At 70.2% G+C, this 17,843-nt stretch carries 16 protein-coding genes and 5 tRNA genes; 16 read left to right on the plus strand and 5 right to left on the minus strand.

Annotation, left to right across the window (positions count from 1 at the left end; translation table 11 throughout):
• Positions 1–5: 5 nt before the first annotated feature.
• The gene (locus ACIRQH_RS31120; RefSeq protein ID WP_404228002.1) at positions 6–3,890 is read right to left on the minus strand and encodes a nitrate- and nitrite sensing domain-containing protein; all 3,885 of its coding nucleotides are present in this window, start codon (positions 3,888–3,890) and stop codon (positions 6–8) included.
• Between the two features lie 595 nt (positions 3,891–4,485).
• On the opposite strand from ACIRQH_RS31120, the gene ACIRQH_RS31125 reads away from it, so the two are divergent.
• The 9 genes from ACIRQH_RS31125 (at position 4,486) to ACIRQH_RS31165 (ending at position 8,567) form a co-directional block, all read left to right on the plus strand.
• A complete protein-coding gene (locus ACIRQH_RS31125; protein ID WP_358816218.1) occupies positions 4,486–4,674 on the plus strand; it encodes a hypothetical protein in 189 nt (62 codons plus the stop codon).
• 113 nt (positions 4,675–4,787) lie between these two features.
• Positions 4,788–5,564 (plus strand): fumarylacetoacetate hydrolase family protein, encoded by a 777-nt coding sequence (locus ACIRQH_RS31130; RefSeq protein WP_358816219.1) that lies wholly within the window; start codon positions 4,788–4,790, stop codon positions 5,562–5,564.
• Positions 5,557–7,071, plus strand: a complete 1,515-nt coding sequence (gltX, locus tag ACIRQH_RS31135; protein ID WP_404228006.1) for a glutamate--tRNA ligase — start codon at positions 5,557–5,559, stop codon at positions 7,069–7,071. Before ACIRQH_RS31130 ends, gltX begins: the two co-directional genes overlap by 8 nt.
• Positions 7,072–7,232: 161 nt before the next feature.
• A complete protein-coding gene (locus ACIRQH_RS31140) occupies positions 7,233–7,967 on the plus strand; it encodes an HAD family hydrolase (RefSeq protein ID WP_358816221.1) in 735 nt (244 codons plus the stop codon).
• 89 nt (positions 7,968–8,056) lie between these two features.
• Positions 8,057–8,128: transfer RNA gene (locus tag ACIRQH_RS31145), tRNA-Gln, on the plus strand.
• A gap of 41 nt (positions 8,129–8,169) precedes the next feature.
• A tRNA-Glu gene (locus ACIRQH_RS31150) sits at positions 8,170–8,242 on the plus strand.
• 62 nt (positions 8,243–8,304) lie between these two features.
• Positions 8,305–8,377, plus strand: a tRNA-Glu gene (locus ACIRQH_RS31155).
• Between the two features lie 16 nt (positions 8,378–8,393).
• Positions 8,394–8,465 (plus strand) — tRNA-Gln (locus ACIRQH_RS31160).
• Positions 8,466–8,494: 29 nt separating this feature from the next.
• Positions 8,495–8,567 (plus strand) — tRNA-Glu (locus ACIRQH_RS31165).
• Positions 8,568–8,766: 199 nt separating this feature from the next.
• Here ACIRQH_RS31165 and ndgR read toward each other — a convergent pair.
• Positions 8,767–9,483 (minus strand): IclR family transcriptional regulator NdgR, encoded by a 717-nt coding sequence (gene ndgR, locus ACIRQH_RS31170; RefSeq protein WP_355867791.1) that lies wholly within the window; start codon positions 9,481–9,483, stop codon positions 8,767–8,769.
• A 190-nt stretch (positions 9,484–9,673) separates the two neighbouring features.
• Between ndgR and leuC the strand changes: the two genes are divergently transcribed.
• The 4 genes from leuC (at position 9,674) to ACIRQH_RS31190 (ending at position 12,998) form a co-directional block, all read left to right on the plus strand.
• Positions 9,674–11,098 carry a 3-isopropylmalate dehydratase large subunit gene (gene leuC / locus ACIRQH_RS31175; protein ID WP_388869891.1) on the plus strand — a complete coding sequence of 475 codons (1,425 nt, stop codon included), beginning with the start codon at positions 9,674–9,676 and terminating at the stop codon, positions 11,096–11,098.
• Between the two features lie 5 nt (positions 11,099–11,103).
• A complete protein-coding gene (leuD, locus tag ACIRQH_RS31180; protein WP_358816223.1) occupies positions 11,104–11,697 on the plus strand; it encodes a 3-isopropylmalate dehydratase small subunit in 594 nt (197 codons plus the stop codon).
• Positions 11,698–11,975: 278 nt separating this feature from the next.
• Positions 11,976–12,206 (plus strand): hypothetical protein, encoded by a 231-nt coding sequence (locus ACIRQH_RS31185; RefSeq protein ID WP_164374128.1) that lies wholly within the window; start codon positions 11,976–11,978, stop codon positions 12,204–12,206.
• A 138-nt stretch (positions 12,207–12,344) separates the two neighbouring features.
• Positions 12,345–12,998, plus strand: a complete 654-nt coding sequence (locus ACIRQH_RS31190) for an HU family DNA-binding protein (protein WP_358816224.1) — start codon at positions 12,345–12,347, stop codon at positions 12,996–12,998.
• A 67-nt stretch (positions 12,999–13,065) separates the two neighbouring features.
• Here the strand turns inward: ACIRQH_RS31190 and ACIRQH_RS31195 are convergent, their stop codons facing one another.
• Together ACIRQH_RS31195 and cofC are read right to left on the minus strand one after the other, a co-directional pair.
• Complete coding sequence (locus ACIRQH_RS31195) at positions 13,066–13,269, minus strand: hypothetical protein (RefSeq protein WP_164374126.1); 204 nt, start codon at positions 13,267–13,269, stop codon at positions 13,066–13,068.
• A 200-nt stretch (positions 13,270–13,469) separates the two neighbouring features.
• Complete coding sequence (gene cofC, locus ACIRQH_RS31200) at positions 13,470–14,108, minus strand: 2-phospho-L-lactate guanylyltransferase (RefSeq protein ID WP_358816225.1); 639 nt, start codon at positions 14,106–14,108, stop codon at positions 13,470–13,472.
• Positions 14,109–14,252: 144 nt separating this feature from the next.
• On the opposite strand from cofC, the gene ACIRQH_RS31205 reads away from it, so the two are divergent.
• From ACIRQH_RS31205 to ACIRQH_RS31215, 3 genes are all read left to right on the plus strand, one after another.
• A complete protein-coding gene (locus tag ACIRQH_RS31205; RefSeq protein ID WP_388869886.1) occupies positions 14,253–15,023 on the plus strand; it encodes a lysophospholipid acyltransferase family protein in 771 nt (256 codons plus the stop codon).
• Positions 15,020–16,030, plus strand: coding sequence for an NAD(P)H-dependent glycerol-3-phosphate dehydrogenase (locus ACIRQH_RS31210; protein WP_388869883.1), 1,011 nt, complete (start codon positions 15,020–15,022; stop codon positions 16,028–16,030). The genes ACIRQH_RS31205 and ACIRQH_RS31210 overlap by 4 nt, the downstream gene beginning before the upstream one ends.
• Before the next feature lie 117 nt (positions 16,031–16,147).
• Entirely contained in the window at positions 16,148–17,305 is a 1,158-nt protein-coding gene (locus ACIRQH_RS31215; protein WP_358816228.1) for a D-alanine--D-alanine ligase family protein, read from the plus strand.
• Positions 17,306–17,326: 21 nt separating this feature from the next.
• Here ACIRQH_RS31215 and ACIRQH_RS31220 read toward each other — a convergent pair whose 3' ends face one another.
• The gene (locus tag ACIRQH_RS31220; protein ID WP_358816229.1) at positions 17,327–17,842 is read right to left on the minus strand and encodes a DUF3515 domain-containing protein; all 516 of its coding nucleotides are present in this window, start codon (positions 17,840–17,842) and stop codon (positions 17,327–17,329) included.
• Between the last annotated feature and the right edge of the window lies 1 nt (position 17,843).

The raw sequence follows: 17,843 nt of genomic DNA on the forward strand, positions 1-17,843 counted from the left end.
CTCAACTAACGCTCCTGCTGGTGAGTGGGGCTGGGGAAGCTGCCGGTCTGGCCGTTGGGAGCGGCCTGTCGACCTTGCTGAATGCCCCTACGGAGATTGGTCAGCCGGCCGCGTACGTCATCAGGCGCACGCGAGACCTGCGGACCGGTTTGGTGCGTTGTTTGCTGCTGTGCCGTGCCCGCGACCAGGTTGGCCCGAGGGACGCGGCGCGGCAGGCCTGAGGTGGTGACCCCGCCTGCCGACGGTTTACGGGCGCGCTCCGCCTGCTTGACGAGGTCGTCGTTCGGAGAGCTGCGCCAAGAGGTGGATGCCGGTGCCGCGGCGGGTCGCTGCTGCGGCGCCGAGGAACCCTGCGGCTGCTGAGGGGCGACCTGCGCCGATCCCTGGGAACCGTTGGTCTGGTGGGCGTCGTCCGTGCCGGCACCGTTCGCCTGACCGTGGAACCAGTTGGTCTCCAGGGTGTCGAACAGCGGCGTGCGACCGTCACCGGGACCCGCGGGCGGAAGCGCCTCGGGCTCCTGCGGACGGACGGGCGGCTGAGGGGCGGCCGGCCGCTCGAACTGGCCGGTGGACGAGGAGTCCTGCCGGTTGCCGTAGCCGGGTGCCGAGAACTGCCCGGTGGACGCGGGGTCCTGGGAGGCTCCGTAGCCGGGGCGGGCGAACTGGCCGGTGGACGACGGGTTCTGCGAGGCGCCGTAGCCCTGCGCGGAGAACTGGCCGGTGGACGACGGATCCTGCGAGGCGCCGTAGCCCTGCGGAGCGAACTGGCCGGTGGAGGCCGGGTTCTGGCCGACGGGGGAGGCGCTGCCGGTGCCGTACACGTCCGGGCGGTGGTACTGCCCGGTGTTCTGGCCGCCGTTGCCCTGAGCGTTGCCGCCCTGGCCGTTGGCGTTCTGCCCGCCGTTGTTCAGGCCGGTGTACTGCGGCGCGCCGGCGCCGGGGCGCGGGGCGTCGAAGTCGGGACGGGCGAACTCCGAGGTGGACGCGGGGCCCTGGTGGTCCTCGATCCGCGGCATGCGGGAGGTGGCCTCGGGGTCCTCGTGGCCGCGCGGGGCGTCGAGGGAAGCGCGCGGCACGGGCGGCTGCGCGTTGTCGTCGCTCCAACTCGGCGTACGGGAAGCGGTGTTGCCACCGGGCAGTTCGGCGCGAGCGCCACCGCGGCCCGGAAGCTGCGGCCGGCGACGGCTGCCCTTGCCGGTCTGCGGGGGCTGCGCGGCCTGCGGCGGCGTGGCGGCGGGGGCGCTGTCGCCGAAGCCGTTCTGCTGCCGGGCACCGGAACCGTTGGACGCGCCGAACGCGTTCTGCCGCCCGCCGGAGGTGTCACCGAAGGCGTTCGCGGAGCCCGGGGTCTCACCGAAGCCCTGCTGGTTGCCGTTGCCGGCCTGGAGACCCTGCGGGGCACCCTGCGCGTTCTGTCCGAAGACGCCCGAGCCGGCACCGGCCGGAGCCGGCCTGCCCTGCTGTCCTGCACCCGGACCCTGCTGGCCACGCGCACCGCCGGGAGCACCCGGGCGACCGCCCTGGTTGCTGCCGGGCAGCGCGGCCCGCGGACCCTGGCCGGCGCCGACCTGTCCGCGCTGCGGCGGGGCACCGAGGGAACCGCCGGCGGCCGTGGGGGCTCCGGCGCCGAGCGAGGGACCGCTCTGCGAGCCGCTGCCGCGACGGGCCGCGGCCAGTCCGGCCGAGGCCTGCGCGGCGGCGGGTCCGCCACCCTGCATGCCCTGGCCGGGCTTGCCCGGAACGGGCTTCTTGCCGCCCTGGGCGACGTCGACGGGCAGCATGACCAGCGCGGTCGTACCACCGGAGTCGGACGGACGGAGCTGGATGCGGATGCCGTGGCGCTGCGACAGACGGCCGACCACGAAGAGGCCCATGCGGCGGGAGACGGAGACGTCCACGGTGGGCGGCGCGGCGAGCCGCTCGTTGATCGCGGCGAGGTCCTCGGGGGACAGGCCGATACCGGTGTCGTGGATCTCGATCAGCACCCGCCCGTCGGGCAGGGCGTGACCGGTGACCTTGACCTTGGTCTGCGGGGAGGAGAACGAGGTGGCGTTCTCGAGGAGCTCGGCGAGCAGGTGCACGAGGTCGTTGACCACGCGGCCGGCCACTTCGGTGGTCGGCACGGAGGACAGCTCGATGCGCTCGTACTGCTCCACCTCGGAGGCGGCGGCGCGGAGCACGTCGACCAGCGGGACCGGGCGGGTCCAGCGGCGGCCGGGCTCTTCACCGGCGAGGACGAGAAGGTTCTCGCCGTTACGGCGCATGCGGGTCGCGAGGTGGTCGAGCTTGAACAGCGAGGAGAGCTGGTCGGGGTCGGCCTCACGCGACTCCAGCTCGGATATGAGCGAGAGCTGGCGCTGGATAAGACCCTGGGAACGGCGCGAGAGGTTGGTGAACATCGCGTTGACGTTGCCTCGCAGGAGCGCCTGCTCGGCGGCGAGGCGGACGGCCTCGCGGTGCACGTCGTCGAAGGCCGCGGCCACCTGGCCGATCTCGTCCCGGGAGTGCACACCGACGGACTCGACGGAGGTGTCGACGTCCTGCGGGTCCGACTCCGAGAGCTGCTTGACCAGCTCGGGCAGACGGTCCTGGGCGACGCGGGTCGCGGTGTCCTGCAGGCGGCGCAGCGAGCGGATCATGGACCGGGCCACCACGAAGGCGCCGACGAGCGAGACACCGAGCACGAGCAGGATCAGCGCACCCGAGATGATCGCTTCGCTCTCGGACTCGTTGCGCAGCTGACGGGCCTTCTGCTCCATCTCGCCGAGCAGCGTGGTCTCGATCGTCGACATCTTCTCGATCTTGGAAGTGTCGTCGTCGATCCAGTCCTTGTAGGACCGCTTCGCCTGCGTCTTCAGACCGTCCGGGCCCGCCAGCACACGCCGGGCGTAGGTGTCGGCCTGTTCGATGGTGGGGTTGTTGCCCTCGATGGGCTTCAGGAGCTCGGCGTAACCGCTGCCGTAGATGCTCTTGAAACTCGTCATCTCCGACGCCTGACTCTGCTGCGCGGAGAGTGCGTACTGCTGGTCGTTCTTGGAGAGGACGCCGAAGGTCTTCGGCTGCTCGGGCAGTGCGGCGGCGATGACGGCCCGCTGCACGGAGGCGTACTCCTTGGCGGAGGAGAAGGCCGACAGCGCACGGGTCCGCTGGATCATCTCCGGGTTGCTGGTCGCCTCGGCCATGTCCTGCGAGAGCGCGAGGAGCTGGGTGACCAGACGGTGGTACGCCTCGACGGTCTGGGTGGCGTTGTCGGTGTCGTTGTAGGCCGCGTTGCGGATGTCGGCGAGCTTGTTCAGCTCGCCCGCGACGCCGACGAGGCTGTCACGGACGCCTGAGAGCTGGCCCTTCGCCGCGGCGTCGTCGACTTCCTGGGTGCCTGCGAGGAAGTGCTTCCTCGCGACGTCCGTGGTGTCGCGGACGCCCTTGACCGTGTAGTCGCTGGACGTGGCGCCGTGCGCCAGCGGGCCGGCCGACAGGTCACGCTCCTTCTGGAGCGCGACGGCGAGCTCGGTCGCCTGCTTGGTCATGTCGGTCAGCAGCTTCATGTTGTCGAGCTGCTGGATGTCGTCCATCGACTGGTTGATGCGCAGGGCGCCCAGCGAGGTCGCGGCGACCACGGGGAGCGCGAGCAGTGAGACCAGTCGCGTCGAGATGCGCCAGTTCCGCAGGGCGACGCGCGGGCCGGGGCCCGGGTTGCTCGGCGGCGTGGCGGCCGGTGTGGTGGCGGGAGCCTTGGGCTTCGCGCCGGAGCGAGCGGACTGACCACCGCTGCCGCCGACCTCTGCCGGTCCCGGGTTCTGGGCGTGCTGGGGCGAGGAACCGCGGTCGGTCCCGCCGCGCGGCTCCGGCTCCGCCGAAGCGCTGCCATCCCTCTTGAAACGTCCCTGCACTAGCGTCGCAACCTCTGGACCAGGCGCCCCTCCGCGCGAACGGCGGGACGGTGTCGGCGTCGTACAAAGGCGCAGATGCGCCTCATGGTGTGGTCGTGAGTGACCGGCGCAGGCTCCCCTTTCCCGCCGCCACTCGGCGCTGCGTTGCGCCCCTGCGCGCCGGTTCGTATCCCGCGGCGGTCCGTGGAATTCCAGCACAGTGCAGGATCTCCAACAAGGGCCGAGTACCAGGCTGTGACCTCCGTGACAGCATGTGAGGGCCGCGTCACGAGATGTGTAAAGCGATCTCGTACATACCGGGCGTATGCCTACGAGCCGCTGACGTGCACCCCCTGTCCCAGTCGCCATGATCAGGAGCGGAATGGCTGCTTCAGTGGAGCAATGTCCGTTTGGTCGCCCGGAGTTGGGGGTGGCAATTGACCGCTTTGCCCCTGCGTGAGTGAGCAAACTCACACTACGATCATGGCGTCTTCACGGCTTCGCCCGGGAATTGCATGTTTAGCCTGACGCTTTACAGGGATGGCGAATCCGACAACCCGCGCCTATACGGGGCTCTTCGCCCCCGGCGCCCAGGACGACAAGGTCGAGTACAACGGTGAAGACGACGATGATGTTCCGCAACATTGCCAACCCGCGACGCACCACGCTGGCGCACCTCGACGACGCCGGCGCCCTCGGGACCGCGGAGCAGCCGGAGCACTCGCTCGACCTTCCGGGCCAGACCGCCAACCCCCGCCGCACCATCCTCATGGAGGTCCCGGTCCCCGCGGCCGCCGCCGAGTGAATCGGCCGCCCCACGGCGACCGCCCCGGCGGACATACGCGAAGCCCGCACCCCTTGCCGCGTTAGCCTGGAGCGTCAGACTCCAGCCAGCTCAGTGAGGGGCGCAAGGATCCCGTGCGCATCGCCAGATTCTCCATCGACGGCAACGTCGCTTTCGGCGCGGTCGAGGGCGACAAGCCGGACGAGCTCGTCCTCGACATCATCAAGGGCATCCCGTTCGCGGACTTCGAACTCTCCGGTACGAAGGTCCCGCTGAGCAAGGTGCGGCTGCTGCCGCCGGTGCTCCCCAACAAGGTCGTGGCCTTCGGCCGCAACTACGCGGAGCACGCGAGGGAACTCGGCAACGAGGTACCCGACGCCCCGTTCGCCTTCTTCAAGCCGTCGACCTCGGTGATCGGCTCCGGCGACCCGATCCAGTACCCCTCCTTCACCAGCGATCTGCACCACGAGGCGGAGCTCGCCGTGGTGATCGGCCGCATGTGCCGTGAGGTTCCGCGCGAGCGCGTCAAGGACGTCATCCTCGGCTACACCTGCGCCAACGACGTCACCGCGCGCGACGTCCAGAAGCGCGAGAAGCAGTGGGCCCGGGCCAAGGGCTTCGACAGCTCCTGCCCGCTCGGCCCCTGGGTGGAGACGGACGTGGACCCCGCCGACCTCACCATCCAGTGCACGGTCAACGGACAGCAGCGGCAGCTCGGCCGCACCAGCGAGATGATCCACTCCGTCGAGGACCTGATCGTCAACATCACCGAGGCCATGACGCTGCTCCCGGGCGACGTCATCCTCACCGGCACCCCGGCTGGGGTCGGCCCCCTGAACGTCGGCGACGAGGTCGCCGTCACCATCGAAGGCATCGGCACTCTCACCAACAAGGTGATCAAGCGTGGCTAACGCGACTTCCCCCAGTTCCTCGGCTCCGCTCGGAAAGGGGGTGCCCCCACGCGTACGTTTCTGTCCGTCCCCGACCGGCAACCCCCATGTGGGCCTGGTCCGTACCGCCCTGTTCAACTGGGCGTTCGCCCGGCACAACGAAGGCACCCTGGTCTTCCGCATCGAGGACACCGACGCGGCCCGCGACTCCGAGGAGTCGTACGACCAGCTGCTCGACTCGATGCGCTGGCTCGGCTTCGACTGGGACGAGGGCCCCGAGGTCGGCGGTCCGCACGCCCCGTACCGCCAGTCGCAGCGCATGGACATCTACCGGGACGTCGCCGCGAAGCTGCTGGAGGCGGGTCACGCCTACCCCTGCTACTGCTCGACCGAGGAGCTGGACGCCCGCCGCGACGCCGCCCGCGCCGCAGGCAAGCCTTCCGGCTACGACGGCCACTGCCGCGACCTCTCCGCCGAGCGGAAGGCCGCCTACGAGGCCGAGGGCCGCAAGCCCATCGTCCGCTTCCGGATGCCCGACGAGGCGATCACCTTCGACGACCTGGTGCGCGGCGAGATCACGTACCTCCCGGAGAACGTCCCGGACTTCGGCATCGTCCGGGCCAACGGCGCACCGCTGTACACGCTGGTCAACCCGGTCGACGACGCGCTGATGGAGATCACCCACATCCTGCGCGGCGAGGACCTGCTCTCCTCCACGCCCCGGCAGATCGCCCTCTACAAGGCGCTGACCGAGCTGGGCATCGCCAAGGACACCCCGGCCTTCGGTCACCTCCCGTACGTGATGGGCGAGGGCAACAAGAAGCTCTCCAAGCGCGACCCCGAGTCCTCGCTCAACCTCTACCGGGAGCGCGGGTTCCTCCCCGAGGGCCTGCTGAACTACCTGTCCCTGCTGGGCTGGTCGCTCGCGGCGGACCGCGACATCTTCTCCATCGACGAGATGGTCGCCGCGTTCGACGTCACGGACGTGAACCCGAACCCGGCGCGCTTCGACCTGAAGAAGTGCGAGGCGATCAACGCCGACCACATCCGCCTGCTCGACGTGAAGGACTTCACCGAGCGCTGCGCCCCCTGGCTGCGCGCCCCCTTCGCCCCCTGGGCGCCGGAGGACTTCGACGACGCCAAGTGGCAGGCCATCGCCCCGCACGCCCAGTCGCGGATGAAGGTCCTCTCCGAGATCACGGACAACGTCGACTTCCTGTTCCTGCCCGAGCCCGTCTTCGACGAGGCCTCCTGGGCGAAGGCCATGAAGGAGGGCAGCGACGCGCTGCTCCGCACGGCCCGCGCGAAGCTCGACGCCGCCGACTGGTCGTCCCCGGAGTCCCTCAAGGAGGCGGTCCTGGCCGCCGGTGAGGAGCACGGCCTCAAGCTCGGCAAGGCGCAGGCGCCGGTCCGCGTCGCCGTCACCGGCCGCACGGTCGGCCTGCCGCTCTTCGAGTCCCTGGAGATCCTGGGCAAGGAGACGACGCTGGCCCGCGTCGACGCCGCCCTGGCCCGGCTCGCCGGATAGCCACGAGGAGTACGCACAGGGGGCGGTGTCCGCTGCGGGCGCCGCCCCCTTGCCGTACCCACCCCGCGCGACCGACGAGCGCCCGGCCCTGACGCCCTGCCGGGCCGCCCCCGACGGGCGGCCGGGGGACAGCCGCCCGGCCGCGGCGATACGGTCGTTCCATGAGCATCGACGCGGTGGTCTGGGACATCGACGACACGATCTTCGACTACACGGCGGCGGACCGCGCCGGCATGCGCGGCCACCTGGAGGCCGAGGGACTGCTCGACGGACACACCTCAGTCGAGCAGGCGCTCGGGCGCTGGCGTGAGATCACCGACGCGCAATGGGCGCGCTTCTCGGCGGGTGAGACGGACTGGCAGGGCCAGCGTCGCGACCGCGTCCGGGTGTTCCTGGGGGAGCGGCTGAGCGACGCGGACGCCGACGCGTGGTTCGACCGCTACGTCACGCACTACGAATCCGCCTGGACCCTCTTCCCCGACGTCCTGCCCGTCCTCGACCTCCTCGTCGGCAGCCACCGGCACGCGGTCCTGTCCAACTCCAGCCTCCTCGTGCAGGACCGCAAGCTGCGCGTCCTCGGGGTGCACGACCGGTTCGAGTCGATCCTGTGCGCCGCGGAACTCGGCGTCTCCAAGCCCGCGGCGGCCGCCTTCCACGCGGCCTGCGACGCCCTGCGTCTGCCGCCGCACCGGGTCGCCTACGTCGGCGACCATCCGGAGATCGACGGCCGGGGCGCCGCCGAGGCGGGTCTGCTCTCCGTGTGGATCGACCGTGACGGCGCCCACATCGCGGCCGACGGTCCGCCGACGGGCCCGCACCGCATCGCCTCGCTGGCCGAACTCCCCTCGCTGCTCGGCGCCGATACCCGTTTTGGAGCGCCGTCCACCTTCAGGTAATGTTCTTCCTGCGCCGCCGAGAACGGGCCGAAAGGCCGGAGCTCGGAGGCGCTAGCTAAGACAAGATCCCTCAGGGGATGGTGTCTCAGTGGCCTATGGTGTAATTGGCAGCACGACGGTTTCTGGTTCCGTTAGTCTAGGTTCGAGTCCTGGTAGGCCAGCTCGCAGAGCTCATCTGCACCGCGGAGACCAGCTCCGCAAAGCCCCCGTTGTGTAGCGGCCTAGCACGCTGCCCTCTCACGGCAGTAGCGCCGGTTCGAATCCGGTCGGGGGTACAGATCCTTCTCAGGGGGACAGTCCGGGTCGCACCCGCTGGCTCTCATGCAGGATCGCTAGGGCCCCCGTTGTGTAGCGGCCTAGCACGCTGCCCTCTCACGGCAGTAGCGCCGGTTCGAATCCGGTCGGGGGTACTGGTCTAAACCACCATGGGCTATGGTGTAATTGGCAACACTACGGTTTCTGGTACCGTCATTCTAGGTTCGAGTCCTGGTAGCCCAGCTCGGTTCTGCGGAAACGCACGATCCAAGGCCCCCGTTGTGTAGCGGCCTAGCACGCCGCCCTCTCAAGGCGGTAGCGCCGGTTCGAATCCGGTCGGGGGTACGCAGTTCGAAAGGGTCTCCACTTCGGTGGAGACCCTTTCGGCGTTCCAGGACTCGTCGGCGCTCCCGGACCGTTCTCGTACGGTGACGCCAACTCGACTTCCCTCGAAGGGAGTTCGGTGCTCCAGGGAGGACCTGCCGCGGCGTTGAGGCCGGCCCGTCCCGGAGCGCGAGAAAACGTAGGGGAGAGGGAAGTCCGGTCAGCCGGTGCGGCGCAGAGCCTCGGAGAGCCGCCCCGCGGCGTCGATGACCGCCTGGGCGTGCATCCGGCCCGGGTGACGGGTCAGGCGCTCGATCGGACCGGAGACCGAGACGGCGGCCACCACGCGGTTCGAGGGTCCGCGGACCGGCGCGGAGACGGACGCGACACCCGGCTCCCGCTCACCGATCGACTGGGCCCAGCCCCGGCGTCGTACTCCCGACAGGGCGGTCGCGGTGAAGCGGGCGCCCTGGAGGCCGCGGTGCAGCCGCTCCGGCTCCTCCCAGGCCATCAGGATCTGCGCGGACGAACCGGCCTTCATGGTGAGGGTGGAGCCCACCGGCACGGTGTCCCGCAGACCCGACAGGCGCTCGGCCGCCGCGACGCAGATACGCATGTCTCCCTGGCGGCGGTAGAGCTGGGCGCTCTCGCCCGTGATGTCCCGCACATGCGTGAGCACCGGGCCCGCCGTCGCGAGGAGACGGTCCTCGCCGGCGGCCGCGGCCAGCTCGGCGAGGCGCGGGCCGAGGATGAACCGGCCCTGCATGTCACGCGCCACCATGCGGTGGTGCTCAAGTGCCACGGCGAGGCGATGTGCCGTGGGTCTTGCCAGTCCGGTCGCCGCGACCAGGCCCGCGAGGGTGGCCGGACCGGACTCCAGAGCGCTCAGGACAAGGGCTGCCTTGTCCAGAACGCCGACGCCGCTACTGTTGTCCATGAAACGATACTCGCGTCTCACTCTGTGAAACGCAAGTTCAATTTCCGGTGGAACGCGCCACCCTTGTAGACACGACGGCCCGCGGACCAACGGGCCGGGCGGACGACGTCCGGACGAGGGGTACGGACGTCTGCCGCCTCGGAAATCTCTAGTTGGGCCGGCGCCACACAAGCCGGTCGGAGGGAAAGCGATGGGTAGGACACTCGCGGAGAAGGTCTGGGACGACCATGTCGTCCGGCGCGCCGAGGGCGAGCCCGACCTCCTCTTCATCGATCTGCACCTGCTGCACGAGGTGACCAGCCCGCAGGCCTTCGACGGTCTCCGTCAGGCGGGGCGTCCCGTGCGGCGGCTCGACCTCACCATCGCCACCGAGGATCACAACACCCCGACCCTCGACATCGACAAGCCCATCGCGGACCCGGTCTCCCGGGTCCAGCTGGAGACGCTGCGCAAGAACGCGGCCGACTTCGGTGTGCGCCTGCACTCCCTGGGCGACGTGGAGCAGGGCGTGGTCCACGTGGTGGGCCCCCAGCTCGGCCTGACCCAGCCCGGCACCACCGTGGTCTGCGGCGACTCGCACACCTCCACGCACGGAGCCTTCGGTGCCCTGGCGTTCGGCATCGGCACCTCGCAGGTCGAGCACGTGCTGGCCACCCAGACGCTGCCGCTGGCCCGCCCGAAGACCATGGCCATCACGGTCGACGGCGACCTGCCCGACGGCGTCACCGCAAAGGACCTCATCCTCGCGATCATCGCCCGGATCGGCACCGGCGGAGGCCAGGGCTACATCCTGGAATACCGCGGCTCCGCCATCGAGAAGCTGTCGATGGAAGCCCGCATGACCATCTGCAACATGTCGATCGAGGCCGGCGCCCGCGCGGGCATGATCGCCCCCGACGAGACCACCTTCGCCTATCTCGAGGGCCGCGCGCACGCCCCCGAGGGCGAGGACTGGGACGCCGCCGTCGCGTACTGGAAGACCCTGAAGTCCGACGACGACGCCACCTTCGACGAGGAGGTCGTCATCGACGCCTCCTCCCTGGCGCCGTTCGTCACCTGGGGCACCAACCCGGGCCAGGGCGCGCCGCTTTCGGCAGCCGTCCCCGACCCCGCTTCGTACGAAGACGCTTCGGAGCGCCTGTCCGCCGAAAAGGCCCTGGAATACATGGGGTTGACCGCCGGACAGCCGCTGCGGGACATCAAGGTCGATACCGTCTTCGTAGGTTCGTGCACCAACGGCCGTATCGAGGACCTGCGGGCCGCGGCCTCGATCGTCGAGGGCCGCAAAGTCGCCGACGGCGTACGGATGCTGGTCGTCCCCGGCTCCGCGCGGGTCGGTCTGCAGGCCGTCTCCGAAGGCCTGGACGTGGTCTTCAAGGAGGCCGGCGCCGAATGGCGGCACGCGGGCTGCTCGATGTGTCTCGGCATGAACCCGGACCAGCTGGCCCCCGGCGAGCGCTCCGCGTCCACCTCGAACCGCAACTTCGAGGGCAGGCAGGGCAAGGGCGGCCGTACGCACCTCGTATCGCCGCAGGTGGCGGCCGCGACCGCGGTCCTCGGCCACCTCGCCTCCCCGGCCGACCTGTCCGACGCCCCCGTGCCCGCTGGAGTCTGAGAGTCATGGAAGCATTCACCAAGCACACCGGCCGGGCCGTCCCGCTGCGCCGCAGCAACGTCGACACCGACCAGATCATCCCCGCCCACTGGCTCAAGAAGGTGACCAGGGACGGCTTCGAGGACGGCCTCTTCGAGGCCTGGCGCAAGGACCCGTCCTTCGTCCTCAACCAGCCCGAGCGCAAGGGCGCCACGGTGCTGGTGGCGGGCCCCGACTTCGGTACCGGCTCCTCCCGTGAGCACGCCGTCTGGGCCCTGCAGAACTACGGCTTCAAGACCGTCCTCTCGTCCCGCTTCGCGGACATCTTCCGGGGCAACTCGCTCAAGAACGGCCTGCTCACCGTGGTTCTGGAGCAGAAGACCGTGGACGCGCTCCAGGAGCTGGTGGAGAAGGACCCGCAGGCCGAGATCACCGTCGACCTGGAAGCCCGCGAGGTGCGCGCGGAAGGCATCACCGCCGCCTTCGAACTCGACGAGAACGCCCGCTGGCGGCTGCTGAACGGGCTGGACGACATCTCCATCACCCTCCAGAACGAGGGCGACATCGCCACGTACGAGGCCAAGCGGCCCTCGCACAAGCCGAAGACGCTCCAGGTCTGACCCGAGGGCCGTTCCGCGGCCGGGGCAAGACTGATTTCAGCCACCCGCAACACCCCTCTGTACCCCCAATCGTGGACGGTTGGGGGTACAGCTGTGTCGGCCCTCGAAGGCCCCTCGTCCACCCCCCTGACACCTGTCAACTCCCTTAGTTACAAGGGAGTTTGCCTGGGTACGCGCACTGTGGCGCAGCTTCCGGCCGGCGTCGCCAGGAGGCCCTCGGGAGGCGGCAGTTACCCCCTGCGCAGGCGACAACTCGCCCCAGATGGCACAATCTGTGCATGGAACGCGACGGCCAACTCGAGCTCTACACGGCAGTCGCGGCCCAACTCAAGGAAGCGCACACAAGAGTGCGCGCACTGCAAGTCCCGGAGGGCGTACGGATGGCGCTGGCCCGGAAGCTGCTGGTCATTACGGCCGCGGCCAAGCACGATCTCGCCGATGCGACAAGGCGTCTGGAGCGGTTCACCAACGACCTCGACGAGGGCCGATTCCCCGAAGAGGAACGCTGAGGAACTCCGCTGCGGCCCGAGTTCGTTGCGGCACAAGGGTGATTAGCCCGTTTCGTGTTTGATTTGCGGTATATATCTGCCTAACGTGCGAAAAAGCTTGAACGCATTCGTTCGGGCAATGTCTCCGAAGGGGAAGACGTGAACAAGGCGCAGCTCGTAGAAGCGATTGCCGACAAGGTCGGTGGCCGCCAGCAGGCCGCCGACGCGGTCGACGCGGTACTGGACGCGGTCGTCCGTGCGGTCGTCGGCGGGGACCGGGTCTCGGTCACCGGCTTCGGTTCCTTCGAGAAGGTCGACCGTCCGGCTCGTTACGCCCGCAACCCGCAGACGGGTGAGCGCGTCCGGGTCAAGAAGACCTCGGTGCCGCGCTTCCGCGCGGGTCAGGGCTTCAAGGACCTGGTGAGCGGCTCGAAGAAGCTCCCGAAGAACGACGTCGCGGTCAAGAAGGCCCCGAAGGGCAGCCTGTCCGGCGGCGCTTCGGCGACGGTGAAGAAGGCCGCGGCCAAGAAGGCCACCACCGCCAAGAAGGCGGCGACGGCCCGCAAGGCCGCCACCGCCAAGAAGACGACCGCGAAGAAGACCACCGCGGCCGCGAAGAAGACCACGGCGACGGCGAAGAAGACCACCGCCAAGAAGACCACGGCCACCGCCAAGAAGGCCACGGCGAAGAAGACCACCGCCAAGAAGGCGACGGCCAAGAAGGCTCCGGCGAAGAAGGCGACGGCCAAGAAGGCCCCCGCCAAGAAGTCGACGGCGCGCAAGACCACCGCCAAGAAGGCCACCGCCCGCTAGAAGCAGGGCGCTGGGATACCTCACGCGACGGGCCGGGCTCCCCTCGGGAGCCCGGCCCGCGGCGTTCTCAGAACGTCTGCAGGGTGATCAGTGTGATCCGGCGCCGCTCGCCCTCGCCCTCCGTCTCGATCCGCACGCGCTGCCCGGGCCGCAGCAGCCGCAGCCCGCCGGCGTCGAACGCCGCCCCGTCGAAGGGCACCGGAGTTCCGTCGTCGAGCAGCACCTGTCCGCTGCGGGTCTCGGGGTCGTACGTGTACGAGGTCGCCTGCATGGAGGCAGCCTACTGACCCCGGGCGGCGCGCCCGACGGCCGCGCGGGACGCGGTGCCTCCCCCGAATCCGCTGAATCCGTGCCGTGGCACAGGTGGTCCGCGGGCGCGGAGACCCCCGGCCGGCCCAGCGCCTCGGCACGAACCCGCCGCCGCGCCGGTACGCGGCCGCCGGAACACCCGTCCGTCGTCGGCGGACCCGCCTACTGTTCCGGAATCAGCAGCCGGGCCGCCGCCGCGAGCGTGCGCGGTCCCACCCCGAGCGTCAGCGCCGCCCGCAGATCGTCCCCGGTGTCCACGTCCTGCCGTACGGAATCCACGGCGTCGGGACGGAGTTCCGCGGCACCCGACGCACGATGGCGGGCCCGGGAATCGGTGCCGAAAGCCGGAAGCAATTCGAGACCCGGGGAAGCGGCGAGGAGTGTCGTCCCGATCGCGGCCGCATCGGGCAGGAATGCGCGGGGGAATTCGGCGGCCGCGTGCAGTACCCGGGTCAATTCCGAGGGGCGCAGAGCGGGCAGGTCCGCATTCAGGGCCGCGACGGCACTTCCGGGGTCCCGGGAGCGTACGGTCCCCGCTCCGTGCGCCAGTGCGGCGTTCAGGCCGCCGCCCGGTTCGTCCGCGACGATGCGCGCGCCCAGCGCGGCCAGCTCCCGCCCGGCCAGCGGGTCGCCCGTGACGACCACCACATCCCCGACCGCCTCGCAGGCCAGCACGGCCGCCACGGTGTCCTGCGCGAACGCCAGGGCGAGGGCCGGGCGCAGTCCCGCGGAGGCCGTGTCCGCAAGCCTGCTCTTGGCCCGCGCCAAGGGCTTGAGGGGAATGACCACAGTCCACCGCACGAGCACTCCGCCCTCTCTCGTCACGCCTTATTGTGACCCGCCGACCCTGGCGGTGCGGACGCCGGGGCGTACGGTGTTCTCGACAGACAGGCGGCCTGGGGCGACACTTGTGCGGCCCCCCAGGCCCAAGAGGAAGGTGTCCGCGTGCCCCGCCGCAGAATCGGCTTCTGGTACCGCTTCGCAGCGGTTCTCTGCAAACCGCCGCTGGTGGTTCTGATCAAGCGGGACTGGCGCGGAATGGAGAACATTCCGGCCGAGGGCGGATTTATCACCGCGGTGAACCACAATTCGCATGTGGATCCCTTCGCGTACGCGCACTATCAGTACAACACGGGGCGTGTTCCGCGCTTCCTGGCGAAGGCCGGCCTTTTCCGGAAGGGATTCGTCGGCGCCGCGATGCGCGGTACCGGACAGATCCCCGTCTACCGCGAGAGCACCGACGCGCTGAGCGCCTTCCGGGCCGCCATCGACGCCGTGGAGCGCGGTGAGTGCGTCGCCTTCTACCCCGAGGGCACCCTCACCCGTGACCCCGACGGCTGGCCGATGACCGGCAAGACGGGCGCCGCCCGGGTCGCCCTGCAGACCAGGTGCCCGGTGATTCCGGTCGCCCAGTGGGGCGCCAACGAACTGCTCCCGCCCTACGCCAAGAAGCCCGACGTCCTTCCGCGCAAGACCCACCGCGTGCTCGCGGGCCCGCCGGTGGACCTCACGCGCTTCTACGACAAGGAGATGACCCCGGACCTCCTGAAGGAGGCCACCGAGGTCATCATGGCCGCCGTCACCGCGCAGCTGGAGCTGATCCGCGGCGAGAAGGCGCCCGAGAAGGTGTACGACCCCCGCGAGGTGCGTATCGCGCAGCGCCGCAGGGCCGCGGCCCGGGCGAAGGTACAGCAGGAAGAGGAGCAGGGCACGTGAGCAACCCGGTCAGGGCAGCCGTCTTCGGGACCGGATCGTGGGGCACGGCCTTCGGGATGGTGCTGGCCGACGCGGGGTGCGACGTCACCCTGTGGGCGCGCCGACCCGAACTCGCGGAAGCGGTCAACTCCACGCGGATGAACCCGGACTACCTCCCGGGCATCGAACTCCCGGAGAACCTGCGGGCCACCGCCGACCCCGCCGAGGCGGCGCGCGCCGCCGACTTCACCGTGCTCGCCGTGCCGTCCCAGACCCTGCGCGCCAACCTCGCCGAGTGGGTGCCGCTGCTGGCCCCCGGCACCGTGCTCGTCTCCCTGATGAAGGGCGTCGAACTCGGCACGGTGAAGCGGATGAGCGAGGTCATCGAAGAGGTCGCCAAGGTCTCCGCCGACCGCGTCGCCGTCGTCTCCGGACCCAACCTCGCCAAGGAGATCGCCCAGCGGATGCCCGCCGCGGCGGTCGTCGCCTGCCCCGACGAGTCGGTGGCCCGCCGGCTGCAGGCCGCCTGCCACACGCCGTACTTCCGCCCGTACACGATCACGGACGTCGTGGGCTGCGAACTCGGCGGCGCCGTGAAGAACGTGATCGGTCTCGCGGTCGGTATCGCCGACGGCATGGGACTCGGCGACAACGCCAAGGGCTCGCTCATCACCCGCGGTCTCGCCGAGACGACCCGCCTCGGACTCGTCATGGGCGCCGACCCGATGACGTTCTCCGGCCTCGCGGGCCTCGGGGACCTCGCCGCGACCTGTTCCTCGCCGCTCTCCCGCAACCACACCTTCGGCCTCAACCTCGGCCGTGGCATGACGCTGCAGGAGACCATCGCGATCACCCGGCAGACCGCCGAGGGCGTCAAGTCCTGCGAGTCAGTGCTGGATCTGGCGCGCCGCCACGGCGTCGACATGCCCATCACGGAGACCGTGGTCGGCATCGTCCACGAGGGCAAGCCTCCGGTCGTCGCCCTCAAGGAGCTGATGTCGCGCAGCGCCAAGCCCGAACGGCGCTGAACGGGCCCCGGCGCACCGCCGGGTGGGCGACGCTCCGCAACGGCCCGTACGACGCTGAGCAACGGCCGTCGTGGGGCGCTGACTCAGCGCACGGCCACCGGGTACTCTCAACCCGATATGAGCACCGAGAACCTCACCCAGAGCCCTGAGCAGCCGCGTCGCAAGCCGCGCGTGGCTGTCGTCTTCGGCGGCCGCAGCTCCGAACACGGGATCTCCGTGGTCACGGCGGGCGCCGTCCTCAGCGCCATCGACCGTGCCAAGTACGACGTCCTGCCGATCGGCATCACCCAGGACGGCCGGTGGGCGCTCACCGCGGACGACCCGGAGCGCATGGCGATCGTCGACCGCAGGCAGCCCAGCGTCGAGCAGCTCGCCGAGTCCACCGAGGGTGTCGTGGTGCTCCCCGTGGACCCGTCCAACCGCGAGGTCGTCTACAGCGAACCCGGTTCGGTCCCCAAGGCGCTCGGCGAGGTCGACGTCGTCTTCCCGGTGCTGCACGGCCCGTACGGCGAGGACGGCACCCTGCAGGGCCTCCTGGAGCTGTCCGGCGTCCCCTACGTCGGCTCGGGTGTGCTCGCCTCGGCCGTCGGCCAGGACAAGGACTACATGAAGCGGGTGTTCACCTCGTTCGGCCTCAAGGTGGGCCCCTACGTGGTGATCCGGCCCCGCGAGTGGCAGCAGGACGAGTCCGCCGCCCGCAAGAAGATCGTCGACTTCGCGGGTGAGCACGGCTGGCCGCTGTTCGTGAAGCCCGCGCGCGCGGGCTCCTCGTTCGGCATCACCAAGATCGACGGCCTCGACGGCCTCGACGAGGCGATCGCGGAGGCCCAGCGGCACGACCCGAAGATCATCGTGGAGGCGCTGCTGCGCGGCCGCGAGATCGAGTGCGGCGTCCTGGAGTTCGAGGACGGGCCGCGCGCCTCGGTCCCCGCCGAGATCCCGCCGGTGCAGTCGCACGCCTTCTACGACTTCGAGGCCAAGTACATCGACTCGGCCGACGGGATCGTGCCCGCGCCGCTCACCGAGGAGCAGACCGCCGAGGTCCGCCGGCTCGCCGTCGAGGCCTTCGAGGCCGCCTCCTGCGAGGGCCTGGTCCGCGCGGACTTCTTCCTCACCGAGGACGGCGAGTTCGTGATCAACGAGATCAACACGATGCCGGGCTTCACGCCGATCTCCATGTACCCACGCATGTGGCAGGAGACGGGCGTGAACTACGCGGAGTTGGTCGACCGCCTCGTTCAGGCGGCGCTGCGCCGCTCGACAGGTCTGCGCTGAGCCCTGTGCCGTACCGCGGTGTCAGTCGGCGATCCCCACGGGGATCGCCTTCTTGACGGAGGCCGCGAGCCCCACCAGTACGCCGGACAGGTCGTCCGTCTTCGGGACCGTGACCTGGACGTACGTCTTGCGCAGGGCGGTGGTGAGGCGGGTGGACCCGTCGTCCCGCTTCTCCATCAGCCAGTCGACGCCGTTCACACCGCCGCCGACCGCCTTCGGGTCGTTGCCCGAGGCCACCTTCGGGTCGGTCATCTTCGGAGGCCGTTCGACACCGCAGCGCAGTATGATCGCCGTCGCCGGGCTTCCCCAGCCCGCGGTCAGCGCGGACCGGGGCTCCGGGTCCTCACGGCTGTGGCCGTCCAACGTCCGCGGCAGCGCCTTGTCCAGGTTCTGGCACAACTCGGTGGCCTTCTGCCCCGGGCTCGGAACCGCGACGGACGTGTTGTCGTCTGCTGAGGAGCAGCCCGCGATCGCGGTCAGAACCGCGATGACGGGCAGCCCGAGGAGAGCGACGTGCCGGTGACGGAAGAAGTTCACC

It is taken from the genome of Streptomyces sp. NPDC102279 (genome assembly GCF_044766365.1).
Classification (GTDB): domain Bacteria; phylum Actinomycetota; class Actinomycetes; order Streptomycetales; family Streptomycetaceae; genus Streptomyces.